The 21,000-nt window shown below is 31.6% G+C and carries 19 protein-coding genes; 10 read left to right on the forward strand and 9 right to left on the reverse strand.

Annotated features, from left to right (window positions below; all coding sequences use genetic code 11):
- Positions 1-2 precede the first annotated feature (2 nt).
- Positions 3-452 carry a thioredoxin-dependent thiol peroxidase gene (gene bcp, locus GBO31_RS06440; RefSeq protein ID WP_219007511.1) on the forward strand — a complete coding sequence of 150 codons (450 nt, stop codon included), beginning with the start codon at positions 3-5 and terminating at the stop codon, positions 450-452.
- Between the two features lie 260 nt (positions 453-712).
- Positions 713-2,830: a T9SS type A sorting domain-containing protein gene (locus GBO31_RS06445; RefSeq protein WP_219007512.1), complete on the forward strand. Its 2,118-nt coding sequence runs from the start codon at positions 713-715 to the stop codon at positions 2,828-2,830.
- 44 nt (positions 2,831-2,874) lie between these two features.
- Here GBO31_RS06445 and GBO31_RS06450 read toward each other — a convergent pair whose 3' ends face one another.
- A complete protein-coding gene (locus GBO31_RS06450; RefSeq protein WP_219007513.1) occupies positions 2,875-3,303 on the reverse strand; it encodes a DUF1801 domain-containing protein in 429 nt (142 codons plus the stop codon).
- A 182-nt stretch (positions 3,304-3,485) separates the two neighbouring features.
- Here GBO31_RS06450 and GBO31_RS06455 point away from each other — a divergent pair, with 182 nt between their 5' ends.
- Together GBO31_RS06455 and GBO31_RS06460 are read left to right on the forward strand one after the other, a co-directional pair.
- Complete coding sequence (locus tag GBO31_RS06455) at positions 3,486-4,340, forward strand: SPFH domain-containing protein (protein WP_219007514.1); 855 nt, start codon at positions 3,486-3,488, stop codon at positions 4,338-4,340.
- A gap of 2 nt (positions 4,341-4,342) precedes the next feature.
- Positions 4,343-4,522 (forward strand): Arc family DNA-binding protein, encoded by a 180-nt coding sequence (locus GBO31_RS06460; RefSeq protein WP_219007515.1) that lies wholly within the window; start codon positions 4,343-4,345, stop codon positions 4,520-4,522.
- A gap of 13 nt (positions 4,523-4,535) precedes the next feature.
- Here GBO31_RS06460 and GBO31_RS06465 read toward each other — a convergent pair whose 3' ends face one another.
- The 6 genes from GBO31_RS06465 to GBO31_RS06490 all read right to left on the reverse strand — a co-directional run bounded on the left by GBO31_RS06465 (position 4,536) and on the right by GBO31_RS06490 (position 11,290).
- Entirely contained in the window at positions 4,536-5,057 is a 522-nt protein-coding gene (locus tag GBO31_RS06465; protein ID WP_219007516.1) for a hypothetical protein, read from the reverse strand.
- A gap of 283 nt (positions 5,058-5,340) precedes the next feature.
- Entirely contained in the window at positions 5,341-6,714 is a 1,374-nt protein-coding gene (locus GBO31_RS06470; RefSeq protein ID WP_219007517.1) for a serine hydrolase domain-containing protein, read from the reverse strand.
- Between the two features lie 95 nt (positions 6,715-6,809).
- Complete coding sequence (locus GBO31_RS06475) at positions 6,810-7,931, reverse strand: helix-turn-helix domain-containing protein (protein ID WP_219007518.1); 1,122 nt, start codon at positions 7,929-7,931, stop codon at positions 6,810-6,812.
- Between the two features lie 355 nt (positions 7,932-8,286).
- Positions 8,287-9,111, reverse strand: coding sequence for an alpha/beta hydrolase (locus GBO31_RS06480; protein ID WP_219007519.1), 825 nt, complete (start codon positions 9,109-9,111; stop codon positions 8,287-8,289).
- A 23-nt stretch (positions 9,112-9,134) separates the two neighbouring features.
- Positions 9,135-9,752 carry an HAD family hydrolase gene (locus GBO31_RS06485; RefSeq protein ID WP_219007520.1) on the reverse strand — a complete coding sequence of 206 codons (618 nt, stop codon included), beginning with the start codon at positions 9,750-9,752 and terminating at the stop codon, positions 9,135-9,137.
- 92 nt (positions 9,753-9,844) lie between these two features.
- The gene (locus tag GBO31_RS06490) at positions 9,845-11,290 is read right to left on the reverse strand and encodes a TonB-dependent receptor (protein ID WP_219007521.1); all 1,446 of its coding nucleotides are present in this window, start codon (positions 11,288-11,290) and stop codon (positions 9,845-9,847) included.
- A gap of 173 nt (positions 11,291-11,463) precedes the next feature.
- On the opposite strand from GBO31_RS06490, the gene GBO31_RS06495 reads away from it, so the two are divergent.
- On the forward strand, positions 11,464-12,225 hold the full coding sequence (locus GBO31_RS06495; protein ID WP_219007522.1) for an MBL fold metallo-hydrolase: 762 nt from the start codon (positions 11,464-11,466) through the stop codon (positions 12,223-12,225).
- Between the two features lie 64 nt (positions 12,226-12,289).
- Positions 12,290-12,748, forward strand: a complete 459-nt coding sequence (locus GBO31_RS06500; protein WP_246615787.1) for a hypothetical protein — start codon at positions 12,290-12,292, stop codon at positions 12,746-12,748.
- An 85-nt stretch (positions 12,749-12,833) separates the two neighbouring features.
- On the opposite strand, the gene GBO31_RS06505 is transcribed toward GBO31_RS06500, so the two are convergent.
- Positions 12,834-15,698 carry an esterase-like activity of phytase family protein gene (locus GBO31_RS06505; protein ID WP_219007524.1) on the reverse strand — a complete coding sequence of 955 codons (2,865 nt, stop codon included), beginning with the start codon at positions 15,696-15,698 and terminating at the stop codon, positions 12,834-12,836.
- 329 nt (positions 15,699-16,027) lie between these two features.
- On the opposite strand from GBO31_RS06505, the gene GBO31_RS06510 reads away from it, so the two are divergent.
- Genes GBO31_RS06510 through GBO31_RS06520 form a run of 3 tightly spaced genes read left to right on the forward strand, consistent with a single transcriptional unit; the run spans position 16,028 to position 19,808 of the window.
- Positions 16,028-18,433 (forward strand): TIM-barrel domain-containing protein, encoded by a 2,406-nt coding sequence (locus tag GBO31_RS06510; RefSeq protein WP_219007525.1) that lies wholly within the window; start codon positions 16,028-16,030, stop codon positions 18,431-18,433.
- A 46-nt stretch (positions 18,434-18,479) separates the two neighbouring features.
- On the forward strand, positions 18,480-18,869 hold the full coding sequence (locus GBO31_RS06515; RefSeq protein ID WP_219007526.1) for a hypothetical protein: 390 nt from the start codon (positions 18,480-18,482) through the stop codon (positions 18,867-18,869).
- Positions 18,870-18,881: 12 nt separating this feature from the next.
- On the forward strand, positions 18,882-19,808 hold the full coding sequence (locus tag GBO31_RS06520) for an AraC family transcriptional regulator (protein WP_219007527.1): 927 nt from the start codon (positions 18,882-18,884) through the stop codon (positions 19,806-19,808).
- A gap of 55 nt (positions 19,809-19,863) precedes the next feature.
- Here GBO31_RS06520 and GBO31_RS06525 read toward each other — a convergent pair whose 3' ends face one another.
- Positions 19,864-20,406, reverse strand: a complete 543-nt coding sequence (locus GBO31_RS06525; RefSeq protein ID WP_219007528.1) for a hypothetical protein — start codon at positions 20,404-20,406, stop codon at positions 19,864-19,866.
- Between the two features lie 149 nt (positions 20,407-20,555).
- Here GBO31_RS06525 and GBO31_RS06530 point away from each other — a divergent pair, with 149 nt between their 5' ends.
- Complete coding sequence (locus GBO31_RS06530) at positions 20,556-20,993, forward strand: SRPBCC family protein (RefSeq protein WP_219007529.1); 438 nt, start codon at positions 20,556-20,558, stop codon at positions 20,991-20,993.
- Positions 20,994-21,000: the final 7 nt, after the last annotated feature.

The raw sequence follows: 21,000 nt of genomic DNA on the forward strand, positions 1-21,000 counted from the left end.
ATATGACACCATTAAAAGCAGGAGATAAGGCTCCTAATTTTTCAGCATTAGATCAAGATGGAAATACGATAAGCTTAGAAGATTATAAAGGTAAGAAATTAGTTGTTTTTTTCTATCCGAAAGCGAGTACGCCAGGATGTACAGCAGAAGCTTGTAATTTGAAGGATAATTATCAAACATTCCAATCTCAGGGATATGAAATTCTTGGGGTTAGTGCGGACAGTGCAAAGAGGCAACAAAACTTCAAAAACAAGTATGAATTACCTTATCCTTTATTAGCAGATGAAGATAAGAAAGTGATTGAAGCTTTTGGTGTTTGGGGACCTAAAAAATTTATGGGTAAAGAGTATGATGGGATACATAGAACAACCTTTGTAATTGATGAAAATGGAGTGCTTTCTGAAGTAATTACCAAAGTAAAGACTAAAGAACACGCTGCACAGATTTTATAAACTAGATTTATACTAGACAATTAATAATTTTGAAGAGCCATATGTATTAAACATATGGCTTTTTTCTATTTTTAAACTATCAAGATTTTGACTAATAAGGTATTATTATAAAAATTAAAATGAATTATTTAAAAAACAGATACTACTTAAAGTACAACGGATTCTATTTCCTTTCTAACATTTGATTTGATTAAGGCTATTTTTGAACCGAAATATATTACAGAATTTAATACCAACAAGCTCAATAGTTTTTAAAACCAATGAAAAAAAACCTACTTTTTCTAATCATAACTTTTTACTGTGTAAACGTCATTTTTACACAAACATCTAACAATCCAATAAAAAAATCAACGATACTATTTACTCAAGAATCAGCAGCTACACCTTTTAACTATAACCAATACAAGGCTGATGGTGTTTTTTGGGGATTTATGCCTAATGCGAGCATAGCGTCTGATGCTGCCATGAATCAATGGGTAACAAAAGTAGAAAGTCACACATCAAACTCTAAGTACTATTTCGGTCGAGGAGAATTTGATTGGGGATGGAAATGGATGATTGATTTTATGGGAGATCCTGGATCATACTGGGCAAAAAACCTTAATGGTGACGATATTCATTGGGGAAATGCAGCTGATAGTGGTGGTACCTATAATGGTCAAGTTCATAGTTGGATGAGTCATCACGGCCCCGATTTTTTAGAATGGCTTAAATATCAGGCTGATCGAATGACTTTGGCTCCAGTAACACATATGATGTTTGATTCGCAAACCTCTGCTACTAGAACATTACATTGGCTTGGAGGAGATTTTTCAATTCATTCTATGAATGGTTTTAGGGCTTACATGAAAAATAAGTATACAACTCAACAATTAATGGATCTAGGAATTAGTAATATAGATAATTTTAATTATCGCCAGTTTTTATTAAATCGTGGGTTCACACTTCAGAGTTATAGAAATCAAGCCAATAGTATTGAAGGAAATATTCCACTTTATAAAGATTTTGTTTATTTCCAACGTCAATCACTTAATGATGTGATGGAAGAGTTATTTGACTATATCGACACCATAAGACCTGGTATAGATATAGGAGCTACCACCAATGTAGTAGAACCTAGAGGATATATCTTTTCTGATCGATTAACTTATTTAGCAGGAGAATATGGCCATCCGCATGATGCAGCAACAAGTCCATCTACAGAACCATTATTACATTATAAAGCTGCTGAAGCACTCGATAAAACTTTAATTTATTTTCCATATCCTGATGCGTTCCAAGCTTTGTATAACAGAAATTCCCCAAGACAAGCTCGCGCTTGGATCGCACAAGCGTATGCAACAGGATCTATTTTTACAATACCAGGAAGAGTGTGGATTGGAGGAAGTAATACTTGGGATACCGGTTGGGAAAATTTTGCTGATATTTATGAGTTTGTTCATGATCATAGTGAGTTATTTGATGACTATAAAGCGGTATCCAATGTAGCAATGGCTTATTCCGTATATGCATCATTATTGGAAGGAGGAATGGCAGGAAGTATAAAAGCACGTCAAACTTTGGACTATTTAATCACAAGGAATATCTCTTTTGACCTAAAAATATTTGGTGATCCTGATCGTCCTATTACTCCTTCAGCATCAGAATTAGCTCAATATGATGTAATTGTTCATGATAGCGATATTCAATACTTAACTTCAGAGCAGAATTCAATTCTTAATACCAGTGGTTCTAATATTGTTTCTATGGATAATGCAAATGATATATTAGGTCTTACATCTTGGAAAATTAATGTGCTACAAAATAATCAGTGGATAAATTATTTGATTTCGGCATTACCAAGAATTTCTTCTGAAGATCCAGAAGCACCTTATGTACTTCATTTAATTAATAGAAAATATGATGCTTCGGCCGATAATGCTCAAGTTCATAATGGTGTTTCTGTACAAATACCATCTGCTGTTTTTCCGAAGACTATCGTAGCAGCCAAACTTCATATTCCTGGTGAACAATCTGTAGACTTATCCTTGCAGACCGATAATTCTGGTACAATAACTTTGAATATTGGTACTTTTGATTCTTGTTGGGGAATGGTAGAACTGATTCATGATAATACTTTATCAAATGAAGATATTACACTAGATTCAGAAACTGTTTCGTTTTACCCAAACCCTGCAAATACTTCTATACATATTGAAAATTTTACTTCACTAGATATCTCATCTGTGGATATATATGATATTCAAGGAAAAAAAATTATAAATAAGCAATTAGAATCAGCTGAAATTGATGTCTCTGTTTTAACCAAAGGTGTTTACTTGTTGAAGATCAATAACAATTCAGGAGATAGTATCATTAAAAAAATGATTAAAAACTAATACATCAGTTTAAAGAGCCATGTGTTTAAAAACATATGGCTTTTTTAAATACCTAAAGTTGGTAAATGTTTTACCGAATGATATTGTAAAGCTGCTTTTATGCAGTTTTTCAGTTCTTTTTCAGGGATTTTGAAATCTATTGGAAAAATGATAGCCCTATTTCCTTCAAACTCAAATGTATCTTTATAGACAACTCTGAAAGTAGTTACTAATTTGCTAGTGCATTGAAAGTACATGGCATATTGATTTGGTTTGCCTTTTTTCCAGTCAATTCTGATAGTACTTCCTTTTTTGGCTAAAAAACTAGGTTCTCCCCATTTTAAAGTTTCTTCTAGATTATTTAATCCTTCAATCTCTTTTGCAGTTTCTATAATTAGACTCCGTAGATACATAATCTTTTGATTGATATGATCTGGATAAGATTCATATACTGATTTCACTTTTGGATTTTCTTGAATTGCAATTGCTGTCATATGTTTTTAAACAATTTCTTTTGTTTTAAGGAGCTCTAATTTATATAAATAATAGCCTAATTCTTATAATTTTTTTGAAGATTTTGAATGTACTAATCACTCTGGTTTTATCTGTTTTATCATTTCTAATTTTCAAAATTCAAATAAATTTAGTATTATTGTGATATCAAAATAATATCATTATGAATAAAGAGACTCAGATTAAAGCAACGAATGGATATGTAATGCTTATTATATTACTATTGTTTATAGTAGGTATGATAGTAGGTTTGGTAGTAATGGAAACTCCATTGTTTTTAATACTAATGTTACCTATTATACTGATCATAAAAGGTTTTTTTATAGTCAATCCTAATAGTTCTAAAGTGTTAGTATTGTTCGGAGCATATAAAGGAACTGTTAGAGACAATGGTTTCTTCTGGGCAAACCCTTTTTATAGTCGTCAGAAAATATCATTAAGAGCTAGAAATTTTGATAGCGAACGCGTAAAGGTGAATGATAAAATTGGAAATCCAATCATGATTAATGTGATTTTGGTTTGGCAAGTAGCGGATACTTATAAATCAGCTTTTGATGTAGATAATTATGAGGAATTTGTAAAAGTTCAAACGGACGCTGCTGTTCGGAAATTAGCAGGATCCTATCCTTACGATAATTTTGATGATGAGCAGGCAAAGTTTACACTCAGATCTGGTATGGATGAAGTAAATGAAGCTTTGGAAAATGAAATTACAGAACGTTTAGCAATTGCCGGTATTAAAGTAATGGAAGCTAGAATTGGATATTTAGCTTATGCACCAGAGATTGCGAGTTCTATGTTAAAAAGGCAACAAGCCGTAGCTATTGTAGCAGCGAGAAAGAAAATTGTTGAAGGAGCAGTGGGTATGGTAGAAGATGCATTACAAAAACTATCTACCGATAATATTATTGACTTTGATGATGATAAAAAAGCTTCTATGGTAAGTAATTTAATGGTAGTTTTATGCGGTGATAAAGAAGCTGTTCCAGTAGTGAATGCGGGAACTTTAAATTCTTAATTGTGAGTAAAAGAAAATCATTCGTACTGAGAATAGACCCAGAGATGTTTAAACAGATCGAAAAATGGGCAGATGATGAGTTTCGTAGTGTAAACGGACAGATCGAATGGATGATCAATAAAAGCTTAAAAGAAGCGAAAAGATTACCTAAAAAGCGAAAAGATGAAAGTGATGATTCTTAATGAGTTGTCACTTTTATTTTTGCATCAGACTAAACGAACTTAGTCTAAATTCATCTTGATTTGTAATTTTACAACGTTCTAAAAAATTGTCATAATCCTCATCTTCATTTTCTTCTAGATGGAATCCCAGTACAACACTACTTTGTAATTCGATGTTAACTGCGGATTCTACAATATGAGATTTCTTTTTATGGAAGTCTATGTGAGCTTTATTTAATTCCGAAATTACATCTGAAAGGTTTAATTTATTAAGATTTCCTATAAACCATTTTTTTAATTCTAAAGAATCCCCTCCATCTAGATCATCAATATAATCTGAGAAAATTAAAAATAGTACATCTTTGTTAAAGTGAAGTTCTATGTTTCCGTACCTCCAAATCGGATCTCTATAAATTGAAGGGTTTTCATTAAATCCATCAGGATCTGGAAAATTATGTATAATCCATTCTTTAGTCTTGCCTAATTTTAAAAAGTCAAACTTACCTGTTTTAAAAAACTCTTTGAAATCAATTACTATTTTGTCTTTCATTTTCATAACTAAAGGATTAGGTTTTTCAATATCACAAGGTAGTTATATGTATGTCTCAATAATATTAATTTTCAAACATTTTTCGCTTAACGATATATTTTATTAGCTTGTCTCCCGTGAAGAAGTTCTAAGCTCGTTTTTGTGGGATTAGAATTTAAATCAGTAATTAGATAATAAGTTATAAAGTCTGCAAATACTTTCGTAAGCAGACTTTAACTATCAATAAACGATATGTTATATTAATAATACAATTAAGACAAAATCTAGAGATGATCTTAAAACATGTAATTTATTGTTGTAATAAAAAATTGGATATTTTTCCAGCAATTGAGTAGACATATGCCTCCTGTGTATTACTAAGCACAATTATTGTAATTCCTTTTTTAGGATACATCCATAAGTCTGAAGCAAACAGATCACTTGCACCACCATGAAGTACTAATTTATTCTCTGAATTATTATTTTCAATTCCCCAACCATATCCGTAGTAAGAATATATGTTGTTGGATTCAAAATGAGGATAGAGATACTTGGATGTTGTTTCTTTATCAAGTACAGTATTGTCTCTTATTGCTTGGCTCCAAAGTAACAAGTCACCTGCTCTTGTTAAAATACCCCCATTTCCTTTTAGATTAAGATACGGACCATTTTTACTCCAATTCTCTTCATTAGGTTTTTTAGCTTCCCTACCATTTAAAAAACCGTTAGCAACTTCGTTCTTTTTCCAATCTGGAATTACATAACCAGTATGGTTCATTTTGGAAGGCTTAAAAATTTCTACATTTAAAAAGGTTTCATAATCCATACCGCTAGCTTTTTCAATTATTAAAGCAAGTAAACTATATCCGATATTAGAATAATTAAATTCTTCCCCAACCGAATGTATCAGTTTACTACGAAATACTTGACTCAGAAACTCTTCTTCTGTAATGGTTTCATAATCATCTCCAATTCCATCTACTAAACCAGAAGAATGTGTGAGTAGTTGATGAATAGTTATGTTTTTTTTATCATCAGGAACAGCATCAAAATACTTTGATAGATTATCGGTAACAGAAAGCTTATTTTGCATTAATAATTTTAGTATTCCAGCACTAGTAAACTGCTTTGTAATAGAACAAATATCAAACACAGTATGTATGTCATTTAATCCGTTTTCTTGATTATTTTTTCTTCCATATGCTTTATTAAATATTATACTATCATTTTGAGCTACTAAGATAACACCTGAAAATTCTCTATCTATAAGCTTTTTATCAATGGTAGCTAAATCATCAGTTTTTGCCTTTCCATTGCGAACCGCTTTTACTGTTCCATGAGGCTGTATAAGAATTAATTCGCTAAAAATTCCGTTTTTTAGGTTCTTAAACTCTACTTTAAATTCTTCTTCCATTTTAAAAGAAAATTTGTGTTCCTCAGTTGCAATTAGTTCACTTTCTCGATCTCCTGTTACAAATAAATAGAGTTTAGTATTACTTTCTTTTTCTTTTGTATAAATCTTTATGATAACTCCTGCTTCTTCATACATATACTCACCTACATATTGTTTTAAAGTACTTTTAGGATCTATATTTATTGCTTTTGATTTACTGTTGGTGCAATTAAAACTCAATAAAGAAAGAGACATTATTAGAAGTAATAAGATTGAGTTAATTTTTTTCATGATTTTATGTTTTTGATTTACTGTTGCGAATGTAGATCTCAAAACGTGATCAAAAACTAATTTTGAGGATGGAGATGTGTTGAAATAAAACAGTTTTACGAATTAGGACGTTTTTTTTGCTTTCTAAATGCTCCAGGAGACATTCCGAGATTGGAATTGAATGTTTTGTAGAAAGCACTTTTGGAGGTAAAGCCTACTTCCATTCCAATAGCTTCAACGGAATATTTATTGAATACTGGATTATGGAGTAAATTTTGAGCGGCTTTAATACGATATTCATTAACAAATTGAACAACGCTTTTATTGGTTTCCTCATTTATAATCTGTGATAAGTAACCTTCATTGGTTTCTAATCTAATAGCAAGATCTGACCTGCTTAAATAAGGATCTTTGAATAATTTTTCCTCTTCCATCAATACATACAGCTGTGTAATGATTTTAGAAACAGTGGTTTCACTTATTTTCCTTTTGCCTTTTATATTACCAGCTTTCTTAGAAGTTAAATATTGATGTATTTCATCTTTTTGAACGATTATTTGTAGCTTGAACACTCCATAATACAATATCCACCAAAACAGAATTGATAGTAGAATTCTCAAAAGATTTGCACTGTATTCTGACTCAAAAATACTTACCTCTATATTGGCTAAAAGCCAGCACATGATGATGCCGATAATGAAAAAGTTTAACCTTAGTAACCAACGTTTTTTCTCTTTTGAAATTGTTTTTGACTTTTGTACTAAAAGCTTACTCCAGAATATTAAAAATAAATTGTAGCTAAACACAGTAAATAGTTTTGTATAGTCTACAAAAAGAGCAAAATCCGAATCGTAAAGATGAAAAATAGCATCTAGATGAAGTATAATTTCTATGATAACTGAGATAATGAAAGGAGCGTAAAGCCACTTGTGCCATTTTTCATTTAAATACTTATGTTTAATCTGGATGAGAAAGTATATAAATAAAGTAACGCCAGCAAGATACTCTAACATTATGAGACCTAAAAAATCCAAAATGGGATTATCTTTATCAGACCAGCTACCTAAAAAGGTTAAACTTATAAGTATAAATAGTGAAAGCGAAAGATAATTGTTTGCACGATTCCTGTAAAAAGAGGTAGTTACTAATGAAAGGCATAAGAAACATCCTAAAACTCCACTAGTCATCACTACAAAATTTAATAAGGTTTCATCAATTTGTGTAAAAATTAAAAGCATTCAAATTTTTGATATGAGTTAATCTAAAACCATATTCTCGTTCTATAATTAACTGTTCCATTATATAATTTGTTGCAAAATTTTTCGAAAGAAACACTCTAGTGAATTCGTGCTATTTGATAATTATATTGAATTTATTGAAGTAGGTCAGTAGATAGTTGTTACAACTCTACAGATAATGTGCTAGACAACTGAATTACTTATTTTATGAAACAACTTTTATTATGTTTTTGCCTATGAATGTGCACTAAATAGAGTAAAAGTTTATTCTCTAAACATTTTTTTGTAGTTCTTGCTTTGACCATATGGATTTATCCAGCTACAAAACCTACAAAGTTTAGTCTGGAAAGATTTTTTAGTTTTTTAATTTAAACATTTTCTCAAACGCATCATACACTGCTAGGTGTAATGCATCACCATGATTTTGCTTTTCGAAGAATTCAAAATATAATTTAGTATTATCTTTATTCAACAATTTTAATTTATCATATAATTCTTTAGCAACTCGCTCCATAATTGTTCCTTCTTTACCAACAGCGATATAAATTGATTTTTTTGAATTATAGGAAGCTGGAGTGTATGTAAGTAATGATTCATCATCCCACCATAAACTAGGACTGGCAATAATATAATTATCAAACATATCAGGTTGTTTGAATAAAATCTCGGTTGCCAAAAGTCCTCCTAAAGATTGTCCTATCAGAGTGGTAACCGAATTTGTTTTGTATTTTTTATTTATTAATGGTTGTAATTCTTTTTCAATAAAGCTGATAAAATTTTCTGACCTTCCAGTAGTAGGGTATGCTTCTTTATCTTTTTTATTATTAGTGGGAAATGTAAAATCTCGCTTTCTATCCACATTAGCAATTCCAACTACAATTGATTCTGGAATCATTTTAATCCATGAGAACGAACCAAATTGTACAAGACCAGAAATATGTATAAAATCTTCATCCATAGAACCATCTAATAAATAGATAACAGGATATGTTTTTAAAGAATCTTTAGAATATGTCTGTGGCAAGTAAATATTTAGTGTTCTTTTTTCTTTAAGAATTTTAGACTGAAATTCTACCTTTTCTCCAATTGAAAGGGGAGTAGTTGTATGTATATTTTGAGTAAAACCAGGATTACTTAGATAGATGCATATTACTATTGAAAATATAGTTCTACTTTTCATTTATACTATTTTATTAAATTGATTTAATTAGGTTTTAAATGCCTTCTTATTTCAGTCAAATCTTTTATTTCATATTTCTCTAAAAGAGATGTTTGTCGATTAATTTTTAAATAATTCCATTTCATGTTTTTAGCCCCTAAAATATCAGATTTAAGAGAATCTCCAACCATAAGTATTTCGCTAGGTTTGTTGCCTGATACTTTTTCAATTTCCTTGAAAATTTCTTTATTAGGTTTTAAAAAACCAAAATCACAAGAGAAAATCACCTTTTCAAAATATGGATGTAGATTATTAGAAAAAAAAGGTTGTTTGTAAGGTGAAGCTAAATTAGAAATTAAAAATAATGTATAGTGTTTTTTTAGATCTTCAAGAACTCTAATAGTTTCTTTATAAACTGTTACAGAATTTAATTCCTGTTTGAGATAGAGTGAATTTTGAGTATATAACATACTAAACTCTTTGGGGAATGTAGTTTTTAAGGTATCAAGATCATTTTTCATTACACATTGTGAATATGTCGTGATATCCATACCAAAACCGTTTTTAGAACTTTTAAACAACTGTAAAAAGAAATGATTTGATTTTTGTATTTCAATCAATGTATTGTATAAATCAAAAACTATTGTTTTAATATTGTTCATTTATCAAATATGAGTAAAAAAAATAGCTACCCTAAAAGGTAGCTATTTAATGTTATACAGTGTAACATGTTTGTCTTTAGTTATTCTATCAACTAAACCGTTTCTCTTTCTTTATATCCAAAGAAATTATTTTCTTTGATCATTTCTGGAATTAGTTCTGGTAGCTGTTCTTCCCAACCAGGTTCTCCATCCTGAATTTTCTGTAAAACTTCTCTTGAGAAAATATCCATAATGGATGGATCATAATCTACGATATCTTGAAGTTTGCCGTTGTATTTAAAGAATTTATATAACTCTTTCATTCTAGGATGCACCTTCAAATTTTCACTTGTTGTCAATTCTCCGGTTTTAGGATCTTTCAGAGGATATAGATATACCTTCAGATCTTTGAAGAATAATTTTCCAAAAGCTTCTAAAATGCCACCACTTAAATGTCTATAATATTTCTCATCAAATACGTCAATAAGGTTGTTAACACCCATGGACATTGCCATTCGTTCTTTCGTATAATTAGAGAAATATTCTACTACCTTATAATATTCCTGGAAATTGGAGATCATTACCGTTTGTCCTAAAGAACATAATAACCTAGCTCTAGACATGAAATCTACTTCATCAATTTCTCCTTCTGCTCTTAGGTTAGAAAGAGTAATTTCAAAAATTTCGATGGTTTTATCCTTATTTACCTTATTTTCATTAAGGAACATATTTAAGGACTTCTTGTAGATGTCCATGTTTACCTTGGTAACAGGTCTAAAACTACCACGAAGTGCAAGGATATTCTTTTTGTATAATACCGCTGCAGGTAATACATTATTACCATCAGGACCAAACATTACGGCTTCCGTCATTCCATTTTTAACCAATTGTAAACTCATCAATCGGTTATCCACTTTTTTAAATCTAGGACCAGAGAAATTAATTGTATCAATTTCTATTTGATCTTTATCCAAGTGATCATATAAATAACGTAAAAGTTTTTTAGGATTGTCATACTTATAGTAAGCACCATAAATAAGGTTTACTCCCAGAACGCCAAGAGTCATTTGCTGTAATTTCGCATCATTTTCATGAAAGCGAATGTGCAGAATGATTTCATTGTAATCCTCATCTGGTTTTGTTTGGTATCGGATACCAACCCATCCATGACCTTTATATTTTTTAGCAAAATCAATAGTAGCAACTGTATTTGCATAGCTAAAAAATAATTTATTAGGATGTTTTTCTCTACTGATTCGTTGCTCAACTAACTTTACTTCATGCTTCAGCATCTTTTTTAGCCGAGCTTCCGTAACGTATCTCTTGTCATCTTCAATTCCATAAATAGCGTCACTAAAATCTTTATCATAGGCACTCATGGCTTTTGCAATGGTACCAGAAGCACCACCAGCTCTAAAGAAATTACGTACAGTTTCTTGTCCAGCACCAATCTCTGCGAAGGTACCGTATATATTGGCATTTAAATTAATTCGTAAAGCTTTACTTTTAATAGAAGGGACAGACTCAAATTCTTTGTCTCCCATAATCGTAATAGGCATAGCAAAATGGGCTTTTTTTGTTTAATGTAAAGTTACTAATAGATTAATTATTATTAAAAAAAACTCAATGCAAATTTTCCCATTTTATAATTGATATAAATAATAAGGCTGGAAATGAATTACTTTTGGCGGAAAAAAATTATAAGTACATTTGCTTTTACTCATTATTAGATATGGAAGTAACATTTTTGGGGACCGGAACATCACAAGGAATTCCAATAATAGGAAGTACTCATCCTGTGTGCTTAAGTAAAGATCCAAAAGATAAAAGATTACGAGTATCTGTTCTTGTATCTTGGGATGAATACCAATATGTAGTTGATTGTGGACCAGATTTTAGGCAACAAATGCTTGCCAATAATGTAACTAGAATTGATGGAATTCTTTTTACTCATGAGCATGCAGATCATACTATGGGAATGGATGATATACGACCCTTTTTTTTCAGACAAGGCGATATTCCGGTATATGGACATAAACGAGTTTTAGAATCACTAAGAACAAGATTTAGTTATATATTTTCTTCAGAAAATAAATATCCAGGAGCGCCCAGTGTTATAGAAAATGAACTAACTAACCAACCATTTTCGCTGGGCAACCTGGATGTGATTCCTGTAGATTTAATGCATAATCGGTTACAGGTTTTTGGATTTCGATTTAAAGACTTTGCCTATTTAACAGATGTAAAAACGATTGAAAAAGAGGAAACTGAAAAATTAATGGGTGTAAAGGTGTTGGTGGTAAATGCATTAAGAATTGAGCCACATCATTCTCATTTTAATCTAGAAGAAGCACTAGCTTTTATAGAAGAAGTAAAACCCGAGAAAGCTTATCTGACACACATTAGTCATATGTTAGGGTTTCATGAAGAAGTGCAACAACAGTTACCGGATAACGTTTTTTTAGCCTACGATAATTTAAAAATTACTATTTAAGATGCGAAGCAGAATATTTCTCTATTTATTTATTTTCTCGGTATTATTCATTCTATTTCAATTTATGAATGCCAAAAAAGCGAAGGAATCGTATGATGGCAAAATTGAAAATTTGATGTCTATAATAGAGGAGAAGGAAAAAGAAATCGAAGTTAAAAATGTGGAAAAAGATTCTCTTGTTGATAGAGTTTTAGATCTCACCTATTTTTCTTTAGAAAGTGATGAAGAAGCTACTAATTATTTTGAAGAACAAGGGTATGATGCTCAAAAACTCGAATTGACCATTAGTGATCAAATTATAGCGCAAAATAAAGCTGGAACCGATAATCCTATTATACCATATGCTGGAATGGAGGGTAATATGGCTATTAATAAAGTTAGATTATTAAATCATAAATGGATTATAGCCGATTTTACTGATGGAGTATATTGGGGTCAATTGTTCATTATATATGATGTTCGTAAAGATGGTGTAGTTGATTTCGAAGTAGAACAATCCTTTTTATATCCTAGAAGCCAGTAAGAAATAAAAAACAATGAATAGAAAAAGACCTGTTGATTACAAACAGGTCTTTTTTGGTTTTAGCAAGTTGATTAATAGATTGTATTTATTTTTTTACAAGTTTTTTCTTAATGAATTCACCGTCAACTTCAATAACAGCAAAATAAATTCCTGTAGCTATTTCTGAACCTTCTTCGGATAAAGCATCCCAAGTATATTCAAAACCATTGTCATTAATATCTGAGGTGTTTACTCTTTTTACCAAGTTACCAGCTATATCATAAATATCAATGGTTACAGATTTAATATCCTTTTTGATATACTCAAAAGTTACTTGATTCGTAAAGGTATTTGGATATGCTTTGAAGTCATTATTTTTAAGTCTTGATAACGTTTCTTCTTTGTTATACCAAGGCATTCCTAATCGTTGATCTAACCAAAGAAGTATAAATTCATTGTCATCTGGTAACCCTTCACCAACATGTCTTCCTACACTAAATGGATAGTTATTGTCATTTAGTACACCAATTAGAAATGGGTTGAAAACTACTACACTTTCGATTGTTACAAAAGGAAAAGCAAAATCTCTGCCAATACCAACATCACCAGGTAATCCAGGTTCTGAAATTCTTCTTGGATCTCTTATTTTTAAAAGATCAACATTTAATCTTTTTTGAACCGCTGTAGAATCCTGATTTAGTTCAATTTCATAAATGGCTTTAAAACCTTCTAAATCACCTTGAGATCCATCTCTTTCTATAATTAACCCTCTGTTTCCACTAAACATAATAAAATCACCAATGGCCGTGGCTCTTTCATTAAGTGGATATTCATATTTGTTATTGGTGTATGATTTGCTGGCAAGATCGAATTCATGGATTAATAGGTTATTAGATTCACTACCTTCTAATGGTTTTTCTAATAGTGGTAATAACTTTGTATTATCTGTAGTTAATGCCATTCCTTCAAAACCACCACTTTGCTTTACGTTAAATGGAGTATCTAATTTTGTAACTCTATATGGCCAATACATTCCTGCTAGCCAAGGAGTATTCTCACCATTCTGATCCTGAAGATTCGTGCCATCACCTGCATCACCAACTTTTGGGAAATCACCAAATAAGCAAACCGTTCTAATAGCTGGATACTGCTTTTGAGAAATTAATAAAGTTCTAAAATCAAAACTTTGGATATCAGCACGGTCTTCTAAATTATTTGCTACAATGATATCTGCAATCGCTCGTGTAAAAGTTTCTGGATCAACGGTTCTTTCTGCGAATATATCCCCGCGATCATCGACATCTGTTCTCGGGTTTATCTTTGTTTCAATATTGAAACGAACTTTTGCAGCATTTTTCCATCGTCGAGTAGCATCAGGATCAGATGCTCCTTCACCATTTCTGTAATAATCAACGTAGAATTCAACAAAATCAAATAATTGTTGTAACGATGGCATCACATAAGGGTCAATAAATCCTCTTTCATTAGCAAAAGCAACAGAAACTGGRGATAAAGAAAGGTCATTTGTCTGTACTGGTCTTCCTGGTAAAATTTTATCTGCGATGAAAGTATTTTGAATTTCGGCAAGGGTAAGATCTTTTACCAATACTTCATCTTCGAATTCATATGGAGTCCCATCTGCTTTTCTTGTTTTTGCAGCTTCAATATGAGGATCGTGATCTAAAACTGGAACTCGATCTAAAGTAATTCCACAATCCGTTTCTAGAGTGGGCATTAAATAATCCAACGCAGCCTCCATGGATGGTAATGTGTTTTCAGGGCGTAAGTTTCTGGCTCCGCGATGTCCTTGCGCATCAAAAAGATTTACATCAATAAGTCCTTCTTCATCTAAATAATCTGCACGACCATCCTGATTTTTATCAAAATTCTGAACAGCCTCTAATAACAGGTCCGGACGATCAGAAATAATACCCTGTAAGTCCAGATCTAACAGACGATCTATGTTCTCAGAATCATTCACGGTATATACAACCACAGGATGTCCTGCACGATTTAAAGAAGAAATGTTGAATAATTCACTAGAAGCTTCTGTTAATCCTGCTGGTGGTGCAGTTCTACTACCTACTAAAGTGTTGGTATCATTATCATCTAGCATTACAAACCATGGAGACATTACAGGAGCTTTGCTACCGTTAGCTTGAGCGTGTGATCTCATAGCGTTCATAATTCTGATAGCACTTGCTTCTTCGCTAAATGGATTTTGTGGCGCTCTTAATTCCTTACCAGGATTATCTAAATCAGGGAGGGCATAGGGTGCATCTAATAAGACACCATTGCGATCAAAGTGTAGTAAGAAAGGACCGAACTCATCACCAATCCAATAATCTCCATTTGTTGTTCTTTGAATAGATTCAATATCAAAATCAGCACCGGTCAATATTCTATCAGTACTAAAATGATTAGTGATGGCAAAAGGAATTAATCCATTAGGATCTCTTAATTCGATAAAATCAAGAACTTCAATATCTCCTTCACCTCTTCCAAAAAACGTTTCAAATCTTGGTCTTATTTTATATAAACGTAAGTTGTAATCCGCTGAATTTTCGATACTCCCAAAACCATTGTCAGACATTGCTGTAAATGTTCCATCAAAGTTGTTGAGTACAGCAGAGAAACCCTGAATCGGTTGTTTCCCTGTAAAAGGAAGTTCCTGTTGGTTAATAGGACCGTTTCCAATAAATAAACCAGAAGTAGGACCTTCAGAAAAGCTAGAAGCTTCTAATACTGCTCTTGAGAATAAAAGATCTCCAAAATTTCTGAATGATCTTCCTTTACCTTTTGCATAAATTTCTTTACCATAATGATTGTCTTTTGGTAGATCAAAAGATGGTTTTGTTTCATCTTTTTGGTTCTGGGCGAAAGTAGAAAAAGAAAAAAGTAAGCCTAAACAAGCTGAAACACATAGTGCTTTCTTGAATGGACGTACCATAGAGTAAGAATGATTTTTCATGTGTGATACGATTAAGATTAAATTGGTTATTGATACTATAAAAGTATAGGTTCGGTATTACCAAAATGTTTAGCATATCTCAACAAATGTTTAGCAAAATGTTAGGGATTTTATATTACTGGTTTTACTGTATGAATTGTATTACTCATGATAAAATACTTAGTTTATATCAAACGAAAACGTTGTAGTAAACCTTTACACTTTTTACCGTGTTTTTTGAATTTCGATGAAGATTTAATAATTCTATCCAACCGTTTCTGGTAATCTCCTTATTTTAGAGGGATTCTACTATATTTGAGTCTTATCTATTGTCGAAAACTTTTTACAAAATGAATTCAAGATTTTTTTATGTTTTACTCTTAGGAGCACTTACTTTTTTAACCGTTTCTTGCAAGCACAATTATAGCGATGTCATAGCGAATTATAGTAGTTATGCTAAGGATGGTTTTATAGAGATTCCTAGAGATAATGGAAAATATATGATCAAATTATATTCGAATAAGATTGTAGAGACTTCCTTTATACCAACAGGTGAAACCTATAATGCATCATCTCATGCAGTAATTTTGCAAAAAGGAATAGAAGCCAAGGTAACTGAAACCGACAAACTAGTTACATACGGAGTTTCAGATGGTATTAGTGTACAAATCTCAAAAGAACCTTTTCATATTTCTTATATATATAATGGTAAAGAATTAATTTCTGAAAAGGAAGGATATATAAAAACGGATTCTACAGAGATCTTAAATTTTAACTTAGATAAAGAAGAAGTAATTTATGGAGCAGGTTCACGAGTAGTAGGAATGAATCGCAGAGGGAATCGATTACAATTATATAATAGAGCGCATTATGGATATGAGACTCGTTCTGAATTGATGAACTATACAATGCCACTAGTTTTGTCCTCAAAAAAATATGCTGTTCATTTTGATAATGCACCGATTGGATTTCTTGATATTGATAGCAAGAAAGATAATACGTTAAGCTATGAAACTATAAATGGGAGAAAAACATACCAAGTAGTAGCAGGAGATGACTGGAAAGATCTAATGGATCAGTACACTGACTTAACTGGAAAACAACCGTTACCACCTAGATGGGCTTTTGGAAACTTTGCAAGTCGTTTTGGATATCATTCAGAAAAAGAAACAACGGAAACAATTGAGAAATTCAAAAAAGATTCTATTCCATTGGATGCTGTAATACTTGATATTTATTGGTTCGGGAAAGATATCAAAGGACATATGGGAAATCTTGAATTTTTAAAGGATTCATTTCCTAATCCAAAAAAAATGATCAATGATTTTAAAGATCAAGGAGTTAAAACTATATTAATTACAGAACCGTTTATATTATCAACTTCTAAGAAATGGGAAGAAGCGGTATCAGAAAAAGTATTAGGAAAAGATTCTCTTGGAAATCCGTATACCTATGATTTTTATTTTGGAAATACAGGAATTGTAGATATTTATGATCAAAAAGGTAAAGATTGGTTCTGGAATATTTATAAATCTTATACCAAAGATTATAATGTTGCTGGTTGGTGGGGAGATCTGGGCGAGCCAGAAGTGCACCCTTCAGCCTTATTACATGCAACAGGATCTGCGGATGAAGTTCATAATGTATATGGTCATGATTGGGCAAGATTGTTACAAGAAGGCTATCAAAAGGATTTTCCTAATCAACGTCCTTTTATTTTAATGCGTGCAGGATATTCTGGTTCTCAAAGATTCGGAATGATTCCTTGGTCAGGAGATGTTAGTAGAAGTTGGGGAGGTTTGCAACCACAAACAGAAATCGCATTATCGATGGGAATTCAAGGATTAGGATATATGCATTCAGATTTAGGAGGTTTTGCAGGTGGTGAAAAGTTTGATCCAGAATTATATACGCGTTGGTTACAATATGGAGTGTTTCAACCGATTTATAGACCGCATGCTCAGGAACATATCGCTCCAGAACCTGTTTTTCATGATACAAAGACAAAAGAACTGGCGAAGAAGAGTATCGAACTTAGATATCAAATGCTTCCTTATAATTATACCTTGGCTTTTGAAAATAACCGAACCGGTGTGCCATTAATGCGACCTTTATTTTTTGAAGATGCTGATACCAAAGAGCTACAAACAGTTTCCAATACATATTTATGGGGAGATAATTTTTTAGTATCTCCTATTGTTAAATCAGGAGTTGCTTCTAAAGATGTGTATTTCCCTAAAACATCCAATTGGTTCGATTTTTATACAGGAAAAAAATATGAAGGAGGAAGATATATTACTGTGGATACTAAAGAAGATCATATTCCTGTTTTTGTAAGAGGAGGTGCTTTTATTCCTATGATTTCTACTTTACAAAATACAGAATTGTATAATACAAATGAGTTAACAATACATTATTACTATGATGCTAAGGTAGAGAGTAGTCAGGATACTTTATATGATGATGATGGAAAAACACCAAATGCTTATGAGAAAGGAAAGTATGAACTTTTAGCATTTGAAAGTACTATAACAGATAGTATGCTTTCTTTTGATTTTAAAGCAGAAACTGGAACCGATTTTAAAAAGACTACTCGGGATATTACTTTAGTAATTCATAATATCTCAAAAGCTCCCAAAACAATAACTGTTGGAGACAAAGCTTTGGAATTTAATTGGAATGAAGCAGCAGCAACCGTGATTGTAGTATTTGAATGGGATTCTAATCTCACTGAAAAGATGATTATAACACTTTAATTATTTTTTATTCTTTATATTCAAACCTGATCAATAAACTGATGAGATGGGAAAATATAAAGATGCTGAATGGTATATCAAATCTAGCACTGCACTAATAGAAAAATATGGTGATGTTCCACCACCATGGATATATGCTCCTAATTCTCATCCATATAGTATTGGTTGGCGAATGGGTGGAGGAGAAAGCCATATTATGATTTTAAATGAATGGTTGGATCAACAAGATTTATCTTTTGATGAACGCATAATCTATTTGAAAAAATATCCGGCTCCTGCAAGATGGTACTCATGGATCATACATTTTTTGTGGGACGTTGATTCCTATAAATTCGAAGCGCCTGATTATATTCCATATTTTGAAAAACTAGCAGGATTAGGTTTTAAAAACACAAAAGATTTTCACGAAGACTTTAGTCGAGAAGATTTAGATTAATTTGAATATATCATGGGATTTCCTTCAGAACAGCGACTAAACAAAGATTATATTCGTAGAATTAATGTAGCTTTAGAATACATAGATAGTAATCTGAATAACGATCTGTCATTAGATACTATTGCTAGTATAGCTTCGTACTCTCCATTCCATTTTCACAGAATTTTTAAAGCAGTAATAGGAGAGACTTTAAATTCTTATATCAATAGAAGACGTCTAGAAAAAATTGCTGCTGTTTTAATGCATAAGGAGGAAGTAAGTATAACGGAAGTAGCATTTCAATCTGGTTTTAGTAGCAATTCATCTCTTACGAAAGCTTTCAAAAAGTTTTATGGAGTAAGCCCAAGTGAATTCCGAAAACAACTCCCGAGTAAATTTAGCAAGATTGGTAAATCAAAAAGCAAGAATGGAAAAGATGAGCCTTTATTTGAGCAATACATTTGCAATATTACTAATCATTTAAAATGGATCGAAATGAATGCAAAAATTGAAATTAAAGAGTTACCAGATTTACATTTTGCAAGTGTCACACAAATAGGAGTAGAGGGTTTAGAAAATGCCTTTGAAAAAATTTTTAAATGGGGAAGATCCAAAGGTATAATGGATCGAAAAAGTACTAAAACAGCAAGGATCTTTCATGATAGCTTTAAAGTGACATCCCCTGATAAAGTTCGAATGAGTGTCTCATTATTACTAGAGGAAGCAATTAATCAGGAAGGAGATATACAACCGGTTTCTATTTTGGGAGGAAGAAGTATTGTAGCAAGTTTTGAAATTACACCTAGTGACTTTGAAAAATCTTGGAGTAGTCTATTTATATGGATGAATGAAAAAGGATATCAGAAATCAGAAAGAACTCCTTTTGAGATCTATCATAATGATTTTAGAGAACATCCTGAAGGAAAGTTTTTGGTAGATTTTTACATACCTATTCAGTAAATAAAAAAGTACTTGTAGAGGATATTTTACTGAAATACTGCAAGTACTTTTCCATTTAGTTCATTATTGAATATTTTTTATAATTACGAGTAGATAAATATTCTTTTTTAAGATTTCTTAAATAGGCAATGACTTCTTCTTTTTGTGGGTAGTTTTCTTTTAATGGATCCATAAACTCTTCATCATTTACCGTTAGCGCGATATACCATGTACCACTTCTACTAGTATAAAGGTCTTCCAAGCCAGGATCTGTATCATCAGGATCTAGTGCTGCATCAATAATCATAGGTGCAATATTGATCGTTTTTGAGGTTCTTTCTACTTCGTAAAAGGAGAAATAAAATTCCTTTTCAGCTATTTTAAAAGGAACATTCCATCGCACATCCGTATCGTTTAATTTAAATTTTGCATTAATGAATTTATAGAACTCATTCGCATTCTTAGGATCTTCAAAAATGAAAGCTCCTCTTTTAGGAAGTTGTTTTTTAAACTTTTTACCAGTAGTCAATTTATAATCCTCGATTCTTGGAGCAATTTTCGTTGGAAAGCAAGAATTACAAAATAGTAGTAATAAAAAGCCGAAGATTAAAGTTCTCATTATTTTTTTTGATTTTCAATTATCAAGTTTTATACCAGAAATTCATTATTTTTAGTAGCGTTCTAATAAGAAGATAAGCTCTGTTAATTGAAAAAAGATTCAACAGGAGCCTACGATGAGAATTATAAACGTTTGATTATTGATAAGCTATGAAAACAACTGATAATCCTATTGTGATATCCCAAACTTTTCACTCTAGCATAAACAAGGTTTGGAATGCTATTACAAATGTGGATGAAATGCGATTATGGTTTTTTGATAATATACCGTCTTTTAAACCAGAAATAGGTTTCGAAACAGCATTTTTGGTTGAGGTAGAAGATCGAAAATTTACTCATTGTTGGGAAGTTATAGAGGTGGAACTAAACAGAAAAATTTCTTATACTTGGAGCTATAGCGAGTATGTTGGAGATGCAATAGTTACTTTTGAATTGATAAAGCAATTAAATAGTGTAATTTTACAATTATCAATGATTGTTACCGAAGATTTTTCATCTGATATTCCTGAGTTTAAAAAGGAAAGCTGTGTAGCAGGATGGAATTATTTTTTGAAAGATAGACTGAAAACATATTTGATGGAATCCTAACAACAAA

Source organism: Aquimarina litoralis (genome assembly GCF_019295435.1).
Taxonomy (GTDB): domain Bacteria; phylum Bacteroidota; class Bacteroidia; order Flavobacteriales; family Flavobacteriaceae; genus Aquimarina; species Aquimarina litoralis_A.

Excerpts from the sequence above, each read along its gene's own strand:
- GBO31_RS06510 (WP_219007525.1), top strand. The coding sequence starts at position 16,028 with ATGAATTCAAGATTTTTTTATGTTTTACTCTTAGGAGCACTTACTTTT.
- GBO31_RS06480 (WP_219007519.1), bottom strand. The coding sequence starts at position 9,111 with ATGAAAAGTAGAACTATATTTTCAATAGTAATATGCATCTATCTAAGT.
- GBO31_RS06525 (WP_219007528.1), bottom strand. The coding sequence starts at position 20,406 with ATGAGAACTTTAATCTTCGGCTTTTTATTACTACTATTTTGTAATTCT.
- GBO31_RS06515 (WP_219007526.1), top strand. The coding sequence starts at position 18,480 with ATGGGAAAATATAAAGATGCTGAATGGTATATCAAATCTAGCACTGCA.
- GBO31_RS06445 (WP_219007512.1), top strand. The coding sequence starts at position 713 with ATGAAAAAAAACCTACTTTTTCTAATCATAACTTTTTACTGTGTAAAC.
- GBO31_RS06520 (WP_219007527.1), top strand. The coding sequence starts at position 18,882 with ATGGGATTTCCTTCAGAACAGCGACTAAACAAAGATTATATTCGTAGA.
- GBO31_RS06450 (WP_219007513.1), bottom strand. The coding sequence starts at position 3,303 with ATGACAGCAATTGCAATTCAAGAAAATCCAAAAGTGAAATCAGTATAT.
- GBO31_RS06455 (WP_219007514.1), top strand. The coding sequence starts at position 3,486 with ATGAATAAAGAGACTCAGATTAAAGCAACGAATGGATATGTAATGCTT.
- GBO31_RS06490 (WP_219007521.1), bottom strand. The coding sequence starts at position 11,290 with ATGCCTATTACGATTATGGGAGACAAAGAATTTGAGTCTGTCCCTTCT.
- GBO31_RS06500 (WP_246615787.1), top strand. The coding sequence starts at position 12,290 with ATGAATGCCAAAAAAGCGAAGGAATCGTATGATGGCAAAATTGAAAAT.
- GBO31_RS06495 (WP_219007522.1), top strand. The coding sequence starts at position 11,464 with ATGGAAGTAACATTTTTGGGGACCGGAACATCACAAGGAATTCCAATA.
- GBO31_RS06465 (WP_219007516.1), bottom strand. The coding sequence starts at position 5,057 with ATGAAAATGAAAGACAAAATAGTAATTGATTTCAAAGAGTTTTTTAAA.
- GBO31_RS06530 (WP_219007529.1), top strand. The coding sequence starts at position 20,556 with ATGAAAACAACTGATAATCCTATTGTGATATCCCAAACTTTTCACTCT.
- GBO31_RS06470 (WP_219007517.1), bottom strand. The coding sequence starts at position 6,714 with ATGAAAAAAATTAACTCAATCTTATTACTTCTAATAATGTCTCTTTCT.
- GBO31_RS06485 (WP_219007520.1), bottom strand. The coding sequence starts at position 9,752 with ATGAACAATATTAAAACAATAGTTTTTGATTTATACAATACATTGATT.
- bcp (WP_219007511.1), top strand. The coding sequence starts at position 3 with ATGACACCATTAAAAGCAGGAGATAAGGCTCCTAATTTTTCAGCATTA.
- GBO31_RS06475 (WP_219007518.1), bottom strand. The coding sequence starts at position 7,931 with ATGCTTTTAATTTTTACACAAATTGATGAAACCTTATTAAATTTTGTA.